At 71.1% G+C, this 15,947-nt stretch carries 15 protein-coding genes; all 15 read right to left on the bottom strand.

Features of this window, described 5'->3' with window-relative positions:
* Positions 1-184: 184 nt before the first annotated feature.
* A complete protein-coding gene (gene nusB, locus C6376_RS21960; RefSeq protein ID WP_107444998.1) occupies positions 185-619 on the bottom strand; it encodes a transcription antitermination factor NusB in 435 nt (144 codons plus the stop codon).
* Positions 620-621: 2 nt separating this feature from the next.
* Positions 622-1,188: an elongation factor P gene (efp, locus tag C6376_RS21955; protein ID WP_020117452.1), complete on the bottom strand. Its 567-nt coding sequence runs from the start codon at positions 1,186-1,188 to the stop codon at positions 622-624.
* A 46-nt stretch (positions 1,189-1,234) separates the two neighbouring features.
* Entirely contained in the window at positions 1,235-2,341 is a 1,107-nt protein-coding gene (locus C6376_RS21950; RefSeq protein WP_107444997.1) for an aminopeptidase P family protein, read from the bottom strand.
* Between the two features lie 90 nt (positions 2,342-2,431).
* Entirely contained in the window at positions 2,432-3,313 is an 882-nt protein-coding gene (locus C6376_RS21945; protein WP_107444996.1) for a Pro-rich N-terminal domain-containing protein, read from the bottom strand.
* Positions 3,314-3,532: 219 nt separating this feature from the next.
* A complete protein-coding gene (gene aroB, locus C6376_RS21940) occupies positions 3,533-4,627 on the bottom strand; it encodes a 3-dehydroquinate synthase (RefSeq protein ID WP_107444995.1) in 1,095 nt (364 codons plus the stop codon).
* Entirely contained in the window at positions 4,624-5,139 is a 516-nt protein-coding gene (locus C6376_RS21935; RefSeq protein ID WP_107444994.1) for a shikimate kinase, read from the bottom strand. Before C6376_RS21935 ends, aroB begins: the two co-directional genes overlap by 4 nt.
* Positions 5,136-6,320 carry a chorismate synthase gene (aroC, locus tag C6376_RS21930; RefSeq protein WP_107444993.1) on the bottom strand — a complete coding sequence of 395 codons (1,185 nt, stop codon included), beginning with the start codon at positions 6,318-6,320 and terminating at the stop codon, positions 5,136-5,138. The genes C6376_RS21935 and aroC overlap by 4 nt, the downstream gene beginning before the upstream one ends.
* A 265-nt stretch (positions 6,321-6,585) precedes the next feature.
* Positions 6,586-7,440, bottom strand: coding sequence for a shikimate dehydrogenase (locus C6376_RS21925; RefSeq protein WP_107444992.1), 855 nt, complete (start codon positions 7,438-7,440; stop codon positions 6,586-6,588).
* A gap of 121 nt (positions 7,441-7,561) precedes the next feature.
* Positions 7,562-9,367 carry an endolytic transglycosylase MltG gene (gene mltG, locus C6376_RS21920; protein ID WP_107444991.1) on the bottom strand — a complete coding sequence of 602 codons (1,806 nt, stop codon included), beginning with the start codon at positions 9,365-9,367 and terminating at the stop codon, positions 7,562-7,564.
* Positions 9,368-9,490: 123 nt separating this feature from the next.
* Positions 9,491-9,955, bottom strand: a complete 465-nt coding sequence (ruvX, locus tag C6376_RS21910) for a Holliday junction resolvase RuvX (protein WP_107444990.1) — start codon at positions 9,953-9,955, stop codon at positions 9,491-9,493.
* An 8-nt stretch (positions 9,956-9,963) separates the two neighbouring features.
* Complete coding sequence (alaS, locus tag C6376_RS21905; RefSeq protein WP_107444989.1) at positions 9,964-12,636, bottom strand: alanine--tRNA ligase; 2,673 nt, start codon at positions 12,634-12,636, stop codon at positions 9,964-9,966.
* Positions 12,636-13,016 carry a hypothetical protein gene (locus C6376_RS21900; RefSeq protein ID WP_107444988.1) on the bottom strand — a complete coding sequence of 127 codons (381 nt, stop codon included), beginning with the start codon at positions 13,014-13,016 and terminating at the stop codon, positions 12,636-12,638. The genes alaS and C6376_RS21900 overlap by 1 nt, the downstream gene beginning before the upstream one ends.
* 8 nt (positions 13,017-13,024) lie before the next feature.
* Positions 13,025-13,465, bottom strand: coding sequence for a DUF948 domain-containing protein (locus C6376_RS21895; RefSeq protein WP_057580350.1), 441 nt, complete (start codon positions 13,463-13,465; stop codon positions 13,025-13,027).
* Positions 13,466-13,651: 186 nt separating this feature from the next.
* A complete protein-coding gene (gene rpsD, locus C6376_RS21890; RefSeq protein ID WP_007491489.1) occupies positions 13,652-14,266 on the bottom strand; it encodes a 30S ribosomal protein S4 in 615 nt (204 codons plus the stop codon).
* A 298-nt stretch (positions 14,267-14,564) separates the two neighbouring features.
* Positions 14,565-15,920 carry a replication-associated recombination protein A gene (locus C6376_RS21885; RefSeq protein WP_107444987.1) on the bottom strand — a complete coding sequence of 452 codons (1,356 nt, stop codon included), beginning with the start codon at positions 15,918-15,920 and terminating at the stop codon, positions 14,565-14,567.
* Positions 15,921-15,947: the final 27 nt, after the last annotated feature.

Raw genomic sequence — 15,947 nt, 5'->3', positions numbered from 1 at the left:
GGCCGGAACCTGATGGTTCCGGCCGCCCCGACTTGGTTCGTACCGCGCCGGAGGGCCCACAGCCTGCGCTGTGGGCCCTCCGGCGTGTGCGCACCCCTGCGACCCCCGGCGAGGACGCGGGAGGCCGCGCGGCGAGCCACAGGCGCCCCGCAGGCCCCGTGGGGCCCGCGGGGCGCCCGTGGACCTATTCGCCGGTCCGGCGCAGCGACGGCTTGAGCTCCTTCAGTCTGCCGAGCAGACCGTTGACGAACGAGGGCGACTCGTCCGTGGAGAACTCCTTCGCCAGCTGCACCGCCTCGTCGAGGACGACCGCGTCCGGGGTCTCGTCGGCCCAGATGAGCTCGTAGGCGCCGAGACGCAGGAGGTTGCGGTCGACGACCGGCATCCGGTCGAGCGTCCAGCCGACCGCGTACTGGGCGATCAGCTCGTCGATGCGCCGCGCGTGCTCCGCGTAGCCCTCGACCAGCTGCATGGTGTACTCGCTGACCGGCGGCTGCCGGGTGTCGGCCCGGGAGAGCCGGATCCAGTCCGCGAGGACCGTCAGGACGTCGACTCCGCGCTGGTCGCCCTCGAAGAGGATCTGGAAGGCGCGCTTGCGGGCCGTGTTGCGGGCAGCCACGGTTAGCTGTTCACCCGGCCGAGGTAGTCGCTGGTGCGGGTGTCGACCTTGATCTTCTCACCGGTGGTGATGAAGAGCGGGACCTGGATCTGGTGACCGGTCTCCAGGGTGGCGGGCTTGGTGCCGCCGGTGGAGCGGTCGCCCTGCAGGCCCGGCTCGGTCTCCTGCACCACGAGCTCGACGGCGGCCGGCAGCTCCACGAAGAGCACCTCGCCCTCGTGCTGCGCGACGGTGGCCGTGAAGCCCTCGATCAGGAAGTTGGCCGCGTCTCCGACGGCCTTGCGGTCGACCATGAGCTGGTCGTAGGTCTCCATGTCCATGAAGACGAAGTACTCGCCGTCCATGTACGAGAACTGCATGTCGCGCTTGTCGACAGTGGCGGTCTCGACCTTGACGCCGGCGTTGAACGTCTTGTCGACGACCTTGCCGGAAAGCACGTTCTTGAGCTTGGTGCGCACGAATGCGGGGCCCTTGCCGGGCTTGACGTGCTGGAACTCGACGACGGACCAGAGCTGCCCGCCTTCCAGCTTGAGCACCAGGCCGTTCTTGAGGTCGTTCGTGGAAGCCACGGTTGCGGAATCTCCTGGACTGACGACGACCCCGGGGCACGCACTCCTACAGCGCGAGCAGCTCCTTGGTCGTGATGGTGAGTAGCTCGGGTCCGCCGTCCGCCTCGGGGCGTACGACGAGCGTGTCATCGATCCGGACGCCGCCCCGGCCCGGGAGGTGTACCCCGGGTTCGACGGTGACCGGCACGCAAGCGTCCAGTTTACCCATGGCCGCGGGGGTCAACTGCGGGTCCTCTTCGATTTCCAGTCCGACTCCGTGCCCGGTGAGCGCCGGAAGGCCTTCGGCATACCCCGCGGAGTCCAGGATCTGGCGTGCCGCCCGGTCCACGTCACGGCAGGCGACGCCCGGCGCCAGGGACTCCCGTCCGGCCCGCTGAGCGGCGAAGACGAGGTCGTACAGCTCGATCTGCCAGCCGGCGGGGGACGTGCCGATCACGAAGGTGCGGCCGATCTCGCAGCGGTAGCCGCGGTAGGCCGCGCCCAGGCAGACCGAGAGGAAGTCGCCCTCCTCGACGCGTCGGTCGGTGGGCCGGTGGCCGCGGCGTCCGGAGTGCGGTCCGGTGGCGACGGAGGTGAAGAAGGCCGGCCCGTCGGCTCCGTGGTCGACGAGGCGCCGTTCCAGTTCGAGGGCGAGGTGGCGCTCGGTGCGCCCGACCAGGATCGACTCCAGCAGCTCCCCCAGCGCCTGGTCGGCGATCTCGGCGCCGATCCGCAGACAGGAGATCTCCTCCTCGTCCTTCACCACTCTGAGCTGTTCGACCGCGCAGCCCAGGTCGGCGAGGCGCAACCGGGGCGCCACGGAGCGCAGCTCGCGGTGGCGGACCACCGTCAGGTGATGTTCCTCGAGCGCCAGGGAGTCGCCGCCCTGGGCCGTGAGCAGGTCGGCGGCGGCCACCGCCGGATCCCCGCCGGCGTGGGGCAGGCCGTGGACCCGCAGCGACTCGTCCGGCCGGCCCTCACCCGGGCGGTCCTCGGGCGGCCCGGAGCAGACGAGGAGATCCTCGGTCCGGCCGAGCAGCAGGACGGCGCCCCGCGGGGCGGCGCCCGCGAGGTACCTCACATTGGCCGGGCGGGAGACGAGCGCAGCCGCGCTTCCGGCCGCGTTGCAGCGCTCGCGCAGGCGGGTTCGGCGGGACGCGTAGACCTCTGACATGAGTCGAGCCTAGGAGCGTCGGCCGGATCACGCCGGTTGGAGAGGCGTTCGGGGGACGGGACGCCCCTCAGCGGCCCTGTGCCCGGTCCGCTACCACTTCGGCGGGCTGGCGATCGCCCGCGCCAGGACGTCGTCCAGGACCCTCGCCGTGGTGGGGACGTCCAGCTGGGAGTTGTCGATGATCGGGAGGCCGGAGCCGTACCAGCCGGCCATGCGGCCGTGGATCCGGGCCACCTCCTCGTCGGTGAGGCGGCGGTTCCCGGAGCGCTCGGCGTTGCGCTCCAGGACGACTTCCAGACCGGGCAGCAGGACGACGGGCAGCAGGCCGGGGCCCACATGCCGCTTCCAGCCTCCGAGGCCGACGGCCGGGCGGTCGGGGAAGATCGCGTCGTCCAGGATGCACGAGATGCCGTTGGCCAGGAAATTGCGCGCGGCGAAGCCGCAGGTGCGGCGGGCCAGGCGGTACTGGGCCTCGGAGTGGTCGTTCCACCCGGACTGCGGGTCGGCGAAGCCCGAGCGGACCCATTCGCGCACGTCGTCGAGGCTGACGTGGGCGGTCGGCACCCGGCGGTGATCGGCCCAGAACTTGGCGACGCTGGTCTTGCCGGCGCCGGCCGGACCGATCAGCAGCACCGCGAGGGTGGTCGCCGAAGGGTCGGGGACGATCGGAGCGGGTGGCGCGCTGGGCATGGGTACCGGTCCACCCGGGGGCAGCGGCACATGCCCGGTGACGTCGGGGGCCGGCGGTGCCGGGGCGTGCTGCGGGGCGGGCGGGTGCGGCACGGGCGGCACCGGCGGCCGGGGGGCCGGCGGGACCGGGCCCGAGGGGACCCCGGGGTGACCGGGCTGCGGTGGATGGGCACTGCCCGGCTGGTGCGGTCCCGGGTGATGTGCGGCCGGCGGCCAGCCAGCGGCCGGACCGTGCCCCGGCTGGTGGGGCGGCGGCAGCGGAGAACCCACTGCGTGCTGCATCCGGTGCCACTCCGTCTCGTACAGGCAATGGGCGCTGGTCGTGGGGGCGCGGACCCCCGGTTCTCCCCACAGCCTAAAGGGCGTGGGAGATGCCCTTCCGAACGGTATCGCCCCCGGCTGTCGTTCGGTGAACGGCCGGGGACGGTCCGAAGTGCCCGGTGTGGACGGCGAATCGGGCGGAAGCGGATCCGGGCGGACCTACCCGGCCGTCCGGCGGTCCTACTCGCCCACCTCGCCGTACGCGGCGAGCAGGACAGCCGGGTCGGGACCCTCGAGGACGGTGGGCCGGGCCAGGCCGTCGAGGACGATGAACCGCAGCAGGTCACCGCGGGACTTCTTGTCGACCTTCATGGTCTCCAGCAGCTTGGGCCACTGGTCGTGGCGGTAGTGCAGCGGCAGACCCACCGACTGCAGGACCGTGCGGTGGCGGTCGGCCGTCGCGTCGTCCAGCCGGCCGGCGAGGCGCCCCAGTTCCGCGGCGAAGTGCATGCCTACCGAGACCGCCGCACCGTGCCGCCACTTGTAGCGCTCGTTCTTCTCGATGGCGTGCGCGAGGGTGTGGCCGTAGTTGAGGATCTCCCGCAGGCCCGACTCCTTCAGGTCCGAGGAGACCACGTCCGCCTTGACCCTGATGGAGCGTTCGATGAGCTCCGCGGTGTGCGGGCCCGCCGGGGTGCGGGCCGCCTCGGGGTCGGACTCGATCAGCTCGAGGATCACCGGGTCGGCGATGAATCCGGCCTTGATGATCTCGGCGAGCCCGGAGACGTAGTCGTTGACCGGGAGGGAGTCCAGCGCCGCCAGGTCGCACAGCACCCCGGCCGGCGGGTGGAAGGAGCCGACGAGGTTCTTGCCCTCGGCGGTGTTGATGCCGGTCTTGCCGCCGACGGCCGCGTCGACCATGGCGAGCACGGTCGTCGGGACGGCGATCCAGCGCACCCCGCGCAGCCAGGTCGCGGCGACGAACCCGGCGAGGTCCGTGGTCGCGCCGCCGCCGACGCCCACCACGACGTCCGAGCGGGTGAAGCCGGACTGACCCAGCGCCTTCCAGCAGTAGGCGGCGACCTCGGCGGTCTTCGCCTCCTCCGCGTTCGGCACCTGGATGGCGACGGCCTCGAAGCCCTGCCCGGCGAGATCGGCGCGCAGCGCGTCCCCGGTCTCGGCCAGCGCCTCGGGGTGGATCACCGCGACCCGCTTGACCCGGTCGCCGATCAGCCCGCCGAGCTCGCCCAGCAGCCGACGGCCGATCAGGACCTCGTACGGGTCGGTGCCCGCGCTGCCGCCGACCCGGATCCGGGTCACTGACTCGCTGCTCATGCTTCCTTCAACTCCAAAGCGTCCAGGGCGATCTGTGCGACCTCTTCGGGCGTACGGCCGTCCGTCGCGACCACCACCGTGGCCACGCTCTCGTAGAACGGACGGCGGGCGTCCATCAGCTCGCGCCACTGCTTGCGCGGGTTCACCGCGAGCAGTGGACGCGCCACGTTCAGCCCGGTGCGCTTGACGGCTTCCTCCACGTCCATGGCCAGGTAGACCACGCGCCGCCCGGCCAGCAGGCCGCGGGTGTCGGCGTCCAGGATCGCGCCGCCGCCGAGCGCCAGGACGCCGTCGTGCTCGCCGAGCGCGCCCCGCACGGCGAGCTTCTCGATCGCGCGGAACGCCTCCTCGCCCTCGTCGACGAAGATCTCCGCGATGCTGCGGTCCTGCTCGGCGACGATGTCGTCGTCGGTGTCCCGGTAGCCGACGCCGAGCCGTTCGGCGAGCAGCTGCCCGACGGTGGACTTGCCGACGCCCATGGGCCCGACCAGGACGACCAGCGGCCCGCTCATCGGATGTGCAGGTTGTCGAGGTACGACCGCACGTTGCGGCGGGTCTCGGGGACGCTGTCGCCGCCGAACTTCTCCGCCACCGCGTCCGCCAGCACCAGCGCGACCATCGCCTCGGCGACGATCCCGGCGGCCGGCACCGCGCACACGTCGGAGCGCTGGTGGTGCGCCTGCGTCGCCTCACCCGTGGCGACGTCCACCGTCTGCAGGGCCCGCGGCACGGTCGCGATCGGCTTCATCGCCGCGCGCACGCGCAGCAGCTCGCCGGTGGTCAGCCCGCCCTCGGTGCCGCCGGAGCGGCCGGAGGCGCGCCTGATCCCGTCGCCGGTGGCGAGGATCTCGTCGTGCGCCTTCGAACCGGGCACGCGCGCGAGGTCGAAGCCGTCACCGACCTCGACGCCCTTGATCGCCTGGATGCCCATCAGCGCGGCGGCCAGGCGGGCGTCCAGCCGGCGGTCCCAGTGCACGTGCGAACCGAGGCCAACCGGGACGTCGTACGCCAGTACCTCGACGACGCCGCCGAGGGTGTCGCCGTCCTTGTGGGCCTGGTCGATCTCCGCGACCATCGCCTTCGAGGCGTCCGCGTCCAGGCAGCGCACCGGGTCCGCGTCCAGCTTCTCGACGTCGGCGGGGGTCGGGTACACGCCGTAGGGCGCCTTCGCGGCGGCCAGCTCGACGACGTGCGACACGATCTCGATGCCGGCCGTCTCCTTCAGGTACGACCGGGCCACCGCGCCGAGCGCGACCCGGGCGGCCGTCTCCCGCGCGGAGGCTCGCTCCAGGATCGGCCGCGCCTCGTCGAAGCCGTACTTCTGCATCCCGGCGAGGTCGGCGTGGCCGGGGCGCGGGCGGGTGAGCGGGGCGTTGCGGGCGAGGCCGGCGAGGATCTCCGGGTCGACCGGGTCGGCCGCCATGACCTGCTCCCACTTCGGCCACTCCGTGTTGCCCACCATGACGGCCACCGGCGAGCCCATGGTCAGGCCGTGCCGGACACCGCCGAGGAAGGCGACCTCGTCGCGCTCGAACTTCATGCGCGCACCACGCCCGTAGCCGAGCCGCCGCCGCGCGAGGTGGTCGGCGACCATCTCCGTGGTGATCGGCACGCCGGCGGGAAGGCCCTCCAGCGTCGCGACAAGTGCGGGACCGTGGGACTCCCCCGCGGTCAGCCAACGCAGCCTGCTCAACGATGCTCCTCAGTGCTCGCGCCCTGGTACTGCTCTGCGCACGCGCGTCCGTCGCGTACGTCGTCGGCGTGACCGGGTGCGCGGCCCTGGCCCGCCGTCTTCGATCCTCCCACGTCCGGGGCGCGGACCCGGCCGTCGGTCCACCAACCGGACGGGACGGCGTCGCGGCGGTCGAGCGCGCTGCGGGACAGGACGTCGGGCGGCGTCGGCGCGCGGCCTGCCGCGAGGCGTCACCGGCACGGACCGCGTGGACGGGCCGAGCCGGTCAGGGCGACTGCCGCCGGGCGCTCAGCGCGTGTTCACCGGCCGTACGCATGACCTCCACGGGCGCCGGCGCCCGGCCGGTCATCTGCTCCACCTGGAGCACGGCCTGGTGCACGAGCAGGTCGAGGCCGCTGACGACGGCGCCGCCGAACATGGACCAGCGGGCGGCCAGCTCGGTCGGCCAGGGGTCGTAGAGCACGTCGAAGAGGGTGGCCGGGCGTTCGGGCACCGAAGCCGCCAGGGCGTCGGTGGCCCCGGCCGGGGTGGTCGCGACGACCAGCGGGAAGCGCAGGGCGTCGGCGGCGTCCGCCCAGTCGGCGATCCGGACGTCGACGTCGAGCCGTGCGCCCCACTGCCGCATCTCGGCGGCGCGGGCCTCGCTGCGGACGTAGGCGACGATCTCGCCGGTGCAGACCCGGGACAGGGCGGCCAGCGCGGACGACGCGGTGGCGCCCGCGCCGAGGACCGCGGCCGAGTCGACCTGCTCCACGCCGCGCTCGTGCAGGGCCGCGACCATGCCGGGGATGTCGGTGTTGTCGCCGACCCGGCGGCCGTCCTCGGTGAGGACGAGGGTGTTGACCGCCTCGACGGAGGCCGCCGTCTCGGTGATCTCGTCGAGCAGCGGGATGACCGCCCGCTTCAGCGGCATGGTCAGCGAGAGCCCGGCCCACTCGGGGCCGAGTGCGTCGACGAAGGCGGGCAGAGCCTCCTCGTCGACGTCGAAGCGGTCGTACGTCCAGCCGGTCAGCTCCAGCGCCTCGTACGCGGCGCGGTGCAGCGCCGGGGAGAGGGAGTGGGCGATGGGGCTGCCGAGCACCGCGGCCCGGCGGGCGTCGGTTGCTTTTGCTGCTGCCATGGAAACCAGTCCTTGAGCCTTCACGGCGCACCGCCCCGGACGGGTGGCGAGAGCAGCCGACCACCCGCCCGACGCCCGCCGTTGTCATGTCGTCGAACCCTGCGCGTACCCGGAAGGGACGTCAGCTCTTGCCCTTGCTCGCATTCCACGCCTTGACCAGCTTCTCGTGCTCGGCGAGCGTCTTCGTGAACTTGCTGCTCTTGCCGTCCGTCGAGAGGAAGTAGTACCAGCCGTCGTGCGTCGGGTTGAGCGCACCCTTCAGCGCGTCGTCACCGGGATTGTCGATGGGGCCCGGAGGCAGGCCCTTCTCGTGATACGTGTTGTACGGGTTGTCGTAATTACGCAATTCGGCGATCGTCAGGTCGATCTTGCTCTGGTTCTTCACGTAGTTGTACGTGGAGTCGAACTCCAGCGCGCCGTAGGTCTGCGGGTTTCCGGGCTTGAGGCGGTTGTAGACCACCTCGGCCATTTTGCGGAAGTCGTCGTGACTCGTGCCCTCCGCCTGCACCAGGCTCGCCACGGTGAGCAGTTCCCACGGACCGTCGAGGCCCACCGCGGAGGCCTTCTTGGCCAGGTCGAACTGCTCGTACTTCTCGGCGGCCCGGGTGACCATCTTCTTCAGGACGGCATCGGGCTTCTGCCCCTTGGAGACCGCGTAGCTGGACGGATAGAGGAATCCTTCCAGCGGGTCCTTCAGATCGGGCCGGTTGAGCGCCCAGGCGGGCAGGCCGAGCGTCTTGTACGACTTCTTGGCGACCCCCGCGGTGGTCCCCGCCGCCACGTCGAGACGTTTGTCGATCAGGGCGTAGACCGCGGAGTTGCGCAGCCCCTCGGCGATCACGAGGTTGCTACGGCTCTTCGGACTGAGCAGCAGTTCGACCGCACTCGCCGCAGACATACGTTTCTGCAACGTGTAGACGCCGTCCTGAATCGTTTTCCCCTTGGGATTCCCCTGTTGCGCCGAGACGAAGGCGTCGACGCTCTCCACGACGCCCGCCGCTTTCAGAATGCGGCCGATGTCGTATCCGCCCGCGCCTTTGGGAATCTCGACGGTCACGGCAGTGCCGGAGCCGTCGCCCGCGAAGTCCGGGGCCGCGCCGTAACGATTCTGGTAGAACTGGTAGCCGAAGTAGGCCACTCCGCCGAGACCGCCGGTGAACACCAGGACGACGATCAGGCAGGCGAAGCCGTTACGGCTCTTCTTGCCCTTGGCCCCTTTCGGCCCCTTGGCGCCTTTCCCGCCGCGTCCCCGCCGTTCCCCGCGCCCCTCCGGTTCGTCGCCGTCGTCCTCGTTCTCGTCGTCCTGGCCCGCGCCGCCCGCGAAGAAGGCGTGCTCGCCCTGGTCGGGACCGGGATCCCAGTCGGTCTTCTGCCCGGGCTCCGGTTCCGGCGTGGCCGCCTCCGGTTCGGGCTCCGGCGCCTGCCGCCGGTTGGGCGGCTCCGGCGGCGGATACGCGTCCGGGGTGCCGTAGAAGTCGGGCTGCTGGGCACCGTAGGCCGCGGCCTGCTGACCGTAGGGATCGCCGGGGTCGGCCGCGTACGGGACGTGGGCGTGGGTGCCCGTGCCGTCCCAGCCGCCCTCCTGGTACCCCTCGTGATAGGGCTGCTGGTTCTGGTGGCCGTACTGCTGCTGGTCCTGCTGGGCGTACTGCTGGTCCTGACCCGTGTACTGCTGCTGGTCGTAGCCCTGGTACTGCGGGTCGTACTGCTGCGCCTGTCCCTGGCCCTGGCCCCAGTCGCCGTACCCCTGGGGCTGCGACTGGTACCCCTGCGGCTGCTGACCCTGCGGGTAGTGGGGGTGCTGCTGGCCGCCGTAGGCAGGCTGATGACCCGGCTGGGCCTGCTGCCCTTCCCATCCGCCGTCCCCGTACAACGGGTCCTCCGGATGCCACGGTTCGGAGCCGGGGCCCCGGCCATACTCAGTCATCGATCCCCTAGAGCCGCGAGGCGGTGGACACGAAGCCTTCGCGAGCCCGTCACCGTTCCGCCTCTCTCTGTGCGGCGACTGTTCGAACAGCCCCGCATCGCGCGGAACGTTACCGTATCGCGATCAGATGACCACTTCGACGCCCTCGCCCGGTGCTTTACCTGACACCCGTTCGGATTCCAGCGCCTGCTGAAGAATGATCACAGCGGCTGCCTGGTCGATGACCGATCTGCCCTTCTTCGACCTCACCCCCGATGCCCGCAGTCCCTGACTGGCCGTCACGGTCGTCATCCGCTCGTCCACCAGACGTACGGATACGGGCGCGATTTTGTTCGCCAGTTCCTGTGCGAAACCGCGCACCTTGACCGCGGCCGGGCCCTCGCCCCCCTTGAGGGAACGAGGAAGACCCACCACGATCTCGATCGGCTCGTACTCCTCGACCAGTTGTCCGAGCCTCCGGTAGGCCGCCGGCAGGTCCCGGCCGGGGACCGTCTCCACCGGAGTGGCGAGGATCCCGTCGGGGTCGCACGAGGCGACCCCGATCCGGGCGTCCCCTACGTCGATCGCGAGTCGACGGCCCTTGCGCATGGGACCGCTCACTTCGCCGTTTCCGTCACGAGCCGCTCGACGGCGTCGACGGCGTCGCCGACCGCGGCCGGGTTCTGGCCGCCGCCCTGGGCCACGTCCGGCTTGCCGCCACCGCCGCCGCCGAGGGTCTTGGCCGCCGCGCGGACGAGCTCGCCGGCCTTGAGTCCACGCTCACGCGCGGCCTCGTTGGTGGCGATGACGGTCAGCGGCTTGCCGTTGTTGACCGTGAACAGGGCGACCACGGCGGCCCGGCCGCCCTGGATGCGGCCGCGCACGTCGAGGACCAGCCTGCGCAGGTCGTCCGGCGTGGTCCCGTCCGGGACCTGACCGGTGACCACGGCGATCCCGCGGACGTCCTTGGCGGACTCCACGAGACCGGCGGCGGCCTGCAAAACCTTCTCGGCGCGGAACTTCTCGATCTCCTTCTCGGCGTCCTTCAGCTTGCCGAGCATGGCGGAGACCTTCTCCAAGAGCTCCTCCGGACGTCCCTTGATCAGCTCCTGGAGCTGGGCGACGACCGTGTGCTCACGAGCCAGGAAGTTGTAGGCGTCGACGCCGACGAGGGCCTCGATGCGCCGCACGCCCGAGCCGATCGACGACTCGCCGAGCAGCTTCACCAGACCCAGCTGGGCGGTGTTGTGCACATGCGTGCCACCGCACAGCTCCTTGGAGAAGTCCCCGATGGTGACGACCCGGACGCGCTCGCCGTACTTCTCGCCGAACTCGGCGATGGCGCCCTGCTTCTTGGCCTCGTCGATGCCCATGACCTCGGCCTGGACGTCCAGATCGCGGGCGAGCACCTCGTTGATCTTCTGCTCGACGTCGGTCATCACGGCCGTCGGGACGGCGGAGGGGGAACCGAAGTCGAAGCGGAAGCGGCCGGGCTGGTTCTCGGAACCGGCCTGGGCGGCCGTCGGGCCGAGGGCGTCGCGCAGCGCCTGGTGGGTGAGGTGGGTGGCCGAGTGGGCGCGGGCGATGGCCGTACGGCGGCGGCCGTCGATCGAGGCGTGGGCCTTGGCTCCGACCGTCACCTCGCCGAACTGGACGACGCCCTTGTGCACGTACACGCCGGGAACCGGCTTCTGGGTGTCGCGGATCTCGACGACGGCGCCGGTGTCGACCTTGATCCGGCCGGTGTCGCCGATCTGGCCGCCGCCCTCGGCGTAGAACGGGGTGCGGTCGAGGACGATCTCGACCTCGTCGCCCTCGGTGGCGGCCGGCGAGGAGACGCCGTCGACGAGGATGCCGACGATCGTCGACTCGCCCTCGGTGTCGGAGTAACCGATGAAGTCGGTCTCGCCGGCCTTGTCGGCGATCTCGCGGTAGGCGCCCACACCGGCGTGCCCGGTCTTCTTGGCCTGGGCGTCGGCCTTGGCCTTGTCCCGCTGTTCCTTCATCAGACGGCGGAAGCCGTCCTCGTCCACGGACAGCCCCTGTTCGGCGGCCATCTCCAGGGTGAGGTCGATCGGGAAGCCCCAGGTGTCGTGGAGCAGGAAGGCCTTGTCGCCGGCGAGGACACGGCCGCCGGCGGCCTTGGCCTCGGTGATGGCCGTGTCGAGAATGTTGGTGCCGGCCTTCAGCGTCTTGACGAAGGCGTTCTCCTCGGCGAGGGCGACCTTCTCGATGCGCTCGCGGTCGGTGATGAGCTCCGGGTACTGCTGACCCATCATCTCGATGACCGTGTCGATGAGGTCCTTGACGACGAGGCCGGTGGCGCCGAGGAGACGCATGTTGCGGATGGCGCGGCGCATGATGCGGCGCAGCACGTAGCCGCGGCCCTCGTTGCCCGGGGTGACGCCGTCGCCGATGAGCATCACGGAGGTGCGCATGTGGTCGGTGACCACGCGCAGCGAGACGTCCGAGTCGTGGGCCTCGCCGTACGCGACGCCGGTCAGCTCGGTGGCCTTCCTGATGACGGCCATGGAGGTGTCGATCTCGTACATGTTCTGCACGCCCTGCAGAATCATGGCGAGGCGCTCCAGGCCGAGGCCCGTGTCGATGTTCTTGCTGGGCAGCTCGCCGAGGATCTCGAAGTTGTCCTTGCCGATGCCCTCCCCGCGCTCGTACTGCATGAAGACGAGGTTCCAGATCTCCACGTACCGCTCGTCGTTGACGGCGGGACCGCCCTCGACGCCGAAGTCGGGACCGCGGTCGTAGTTGATCTCGGAACACGGGCCGCACGGGCCGGGGACGCCCATGGACCAGTAGTTGTCCTTCATGCCGAGGCGCTGGATGCGCTCCTTGGGCACGCCGACGACCTCGTGCCACAGCCTCTCGGCCTCGTCGTCGTCCTTGTAGACGGTGATCCAGAGCCGCTCCGGGTCCAGGCCGTAACCGCCCTTGTCCTGGGGGCTGGTGAGCAGCTCCCAGGCGTACTTGATGGCGCCTTCCTTGAAGTAGTCGCCGAAGGAGAAGTTGCCGCACATCTGGAAGAACGTGCCGTGGCGGGTGGTCTTGCCGACCTCTTCGATGTCGGGCGTGCGTACGCACTTCTGCACGCTGGTGGCGCGCGCCCACGGCGGCTTGACCTCACCGAGGAAGTACGGCTTGAACGGGACCATGCCGGCGGGGACCAGGAGCAGAGTCGGGTCGTCCGCGATGAGCGACGCCGAAGGGACGACGGTGTGCCCGCGCTCCTCGTAGAAGCTCAGCCAGCGGCGGCGGATCTCGGCCGACTCCATCAGTGGTCCTCATTCCGGTCGTTCGAGTACGTCGTGTTCTCGATGTACTTCGGGTTGGTGCGGTGCTGCGGATTGGTGCGGTGCTGCGGGTCGGTGCGGTTCTCGATGGCGGGGTGACGCCTGGGGGCGGGCAGTGCCGGGTTCTCGTGGATCCCCAGCGCCTCCCCCAGCTCGGCCTCCCGCCGGGCCATGTTGTCGCGGACGTCGAGCGCGAAACCCACCGCGCGGTCCTTGAGGCGTGCTCCCGTCTCGAGGGCCTTGTCGGCCGCGGTCGCGGCGAGGCTCTCGGGGGTCAGCTGCCTCAGCTTGCGGTTGACCTTGGTGGTGGCCCAGACACCGGCGGCGACGCCCGTGCTGAACCAGAAGGTGCGGCGGAACATCGCTGGTCTCAGTCCCTCTTTCCACGGGGCTTGCGCTTCTCCCGCCGGGAGACCGTGCGGCCCACGATGACGGTCCGCCGGGGCTCCCTCGCGGGCGCGTCTTCCTTGCGGCCGCCGAGGGCCCGGCGGACGCCGTAGCCGAACGCGGCGACCTTCACCAGGGGTCCGCCGAAGGTGGAGGCGACCGTGGTGGACAGCGCCGACGCGTTCGACGTGACCTCCTGGACATCGCTGGCGATGGCGTCGACCCGGTCGATCTGGGTCTGCGCGGAGCGCACGGCGGCGGAGGCGTCGGCCAGCAGCGGGACCGCCTGTTCGGTCACGTCCGCGACCAGCCGGGTGGTCGCCCTGAGCGTCTGGGCCAGCCTCGCCAGCGCGACGGCGAGGAAGGAGACCAGGATCGCCCAGAACACGGCCACCAGAATGCCGGCCACCTCTCCACCGGACACTGCGCACCCGCTCCCTCGGCCGACGAACACCTATCTCTGGAGGCGAGCCTATCGCGCCGCCACAGGCGTTCCGTACCGGATTAGGGGCGCGCAAAAGCCCGTCGCCCCGCCCGCCCCGAAGGGCAGGAGGACGACGGGCCGGGGTGCGGAGGTGCGACGACCGCCGCGGGCCGATCCGGGCGGGGATCAGCGGGCGTAGTACTCGACGACGAGCTGCTCGTCGCAGATCACCGGGATCTCCTTGCGGTTCGGCTCACGGTCCAGGCGGAACGCCAGGGCCTTGAGGTTCACCTGGAGGTAGCGCGGGGTCTCGCCGTCGGGGGCGAAGCCGCCCTCGCGGGCGATGGAGAAGAGGGTCTTCTCGCGGCTGCGCTCGCGGACCATCACGACGTCGTCGGGACGGACACGGAAGGAGGGCTTGTCGGTCTTCTGACCGTTGACCTCGATGTGGCCGTGCACGACCATCTGACGGGCCTGGTAGATCGTGCGGGCGATGCCCGAACGCAGGACCAGCGCGTCGAGACGGCGCTCGAGCTCGATGATCAGGGCCTCACCGGTCTTGCCCTGGACCTTGGAGGCACGCTCGTAGGCGCGGACGAGCTGGCGCTCGGACACGTCGTACTGCGCGCGCAGACGCTGCTTCTCGAGCAGACGGACCTTGTAGTCCGAGTTCTGCTTGCGGCCGCGGCCGTGCTCACCCGGCGGGTAGGGGCGGGCCTCGAAGTACTTGACGGCCTTCGGGGTCAGCGCGATGCCGAGGGCACGCGACTTCTTCACCTTGGGGCGGGACTGGTTCGCCACTGTCTCTCGTTTCCTGGTTTCGGCTTGTCAGGGTTGAGGGAGGTCGCAATCCGCAGCCGGGGAAACCCGCCGGGTCCGCGTGGGACCTGTCGGGCAGCCGCTCCCCTGGTCTGGGCACATACGTGCAGCACGCGAGTTGCCCACCGACCGTTCCCGGATTCCGGGCGGTGATGGGCTGCCCGCGACACCTTCGACGGTGCGCGACGCTCCTGGAGCCGGTCCGATGGACCGGTGCTCCGGCTGACTGTCCCGTTCTGACTGCACGGGACGCAGCACTCCGAGGGATTCTACAGGGTGCTCAGGACCCGTTCCGACCGAGGTGCGTTCTGGTCCACTCGACCGCGTCCGCGTAGCGGGCCTCGGCGCCGTGCCGGGTGGGGGTGTAGTACTCCCGGCCGTGGATCGCGTCCGGCGCGTACTGCTGGGCGGCGATGCCCTCGGGCAGGTCGTGCGGGTACACGTACCCCTGTGCGTGCCCCAGTTTGGCGGCGCCCTTGTAGTGGCCGTCCCGCAGATGCGGCGGGACGGGCCCGGCCAGGCCCTTGCGGACGTCGTCGAGGGCGGCGCCGATCGCCGTGGTCGCGGCGTTGGACTTGGGCGCCAGGGCGAGGGCGATGGTGACGTGGCTGAGGGTGAGGGCGGCCTCGGGAAAGCCGATCATGGCGACGGCCTGGGCGGCGGCGACCGCGATCGGCAGGGCGTTCGGGTCGGCGAGGCCGATGTCCTCGCTGGCGGAGATCATCAGGCGGCGGGCGATGAAGCGGGGGTCCTCGCCCGCCTCGATCATGCGGGCCAGGTAGTGCAGGGCCGCGTCGACGTCCGAGCCGCGGATGGACTTGATGAGGGCGCTGGCGACGTCGTAGTGCTGGTCGCCGTCCCGGTCGTACTTCACGGCCGCACGGTCGACCGTCTGCTCCAGTGTCCGGAGGCTGATCTCCGTCTCGTCCTGGTCGAGGGCGGCGCCGGCGGCGGCCTCCAGGGCCGTCAGGGCGCGCCGGGCGTCGCCGCCGGCGATGCGCAGGAGATGGGCCTCGGCGTCCGCGGGGAGGCTGACGGCACCCTTGAGGCCGCGTTCGTGGGCCACGGCGCGCCCGACCAGATCGCGCAGGTCGTCGTCGGTGAGCGGCTCGAGGGTCAGCAGCAGGGAGCGGGAGAGGAGGGGCGAGATGACCGAGAAGTAGGGGTTCTCGGTGGTAGCCGCGATCAGCGTCACCCAGCGGTTCTCGACGGCCGGCAGGAGGGAGTCCTGCTGGGCCTTGCTGAAGCGGTGGATCTCGTCGAGGAAGAGGACGGTCTCCTTGCCGAAGCCGCCGATGGCGCGGCGGGCGCCGTCGATGACGGCGCGGACCTCCTTGACGCCGGCGGTGATGGCGGAGAGCTCGACGAACCGCTTGTCGGTGGCCTTGGAGACGACGTAGGCGAGGGTCGTCTTCCCGGTGCCGGGCGGCCCCCAGAGGATCACCGAGGAAGGGCCGGCCGGGCCCCGGGCGCCCTCGCCGACCAGGCGGCGCAGAGGTGAGCCAGGCTTCAGCAGGTGCTGCTGGCCCACCACCTCGTCGAGGGTGCGCGGGCGCATCCGGACCGCCAGGGGGCTCCCGGCGGGGTCCTTCTCCTGGCGGTCTTCCGCTGCGGCGGTGAACAGGTCGGGCTCCACACCTGGGAGCCTACGTCAGGGGTACGA

It is taken from the genome of Streptomyces sp. P3, assembly GCF_003032475.1.
Taxonomy (GTDB): Bacteria; Actinomycetota; Actinomycetes; order Streptomycetales; family Streptomycetaceae; genus Streptomyces.
The sequence above is the reverse complement of the archived record's forward strand: the minus strand, read 5'-3'. Positions and strand labels throughout refer to the sequence as shown.

What these genes read in the sequence shown, in the direction of transcription:
- C6376_RS21950 (WP_107444997.1), bottom strand. Translation starts at nt 2,341, where the DNA reads ATGTCAGAGGTCTACGCGTCCCGCCGAACCCGCCTGCGCGAGCGCTGC.
- C6376_RS21945 (WP_107444996.1), bottom strand. Translation starts at nt 3,313, where the DNA reads ATGCAGCACGCAGTGGGTTCTCCGCTGCCGCCGCCCCACCAGCCGGGG.
- aroB (WP_107444995.1), bottom strand. Translation starts at nt 4,627, where the DNA reads ATGAGCAGCGAGTCAGTGACCCGGATCCGGGTCGGCGGCAGCGCGGGC.
- C6376_RS21935 (WP_107444994.1), bottom strand. Translation starts at nt 5,139, where the DNA reads ATGAGCGGGCCGCTGGTCGTCCTGGTCGGGCCCATGGGCGTCGGCAAG.
- C6376_RS21925 (WP_107444992.1), bottom strand. Translation starts at nt 7,440, where the DNA reads ATGGCAGCAGCAAAAGCAACCGACGCCCGCCGGGCCGCGGTGCTCGGC.
- mltG (WP_107444991.1), bottom strand. Translation starts at nt 9,367, where the DNA reads ATGACTGAGTATGGCCGGGGCCCCGGCTCCGAACCGTGGCATCCGGAG.
- ruvX (WP_107444990.1), bottom strand. Translation starts at nt 9,955, where the DNA reads ATGCGCAAGGGCCGTCGACTCGCGATCGACGTAGGGGACGCCCGGATC.
- alaS (WP_107444989.1), bottom strand. Translation starts at nt 12,636, where the DNA reads ATGGAGTCGGCCGAGATCCGCCGCCGCTGGCTGAGCTTCTACGAGGAG.
- C6376_RS21900 (WP_107444988.1), bottom strand. Translation starts at nt 13,016, where the DNA reads ATGTTCCGCCGCACCTTCTGGTTCAGCACGGGCGTCGCCGCCGGTGTC.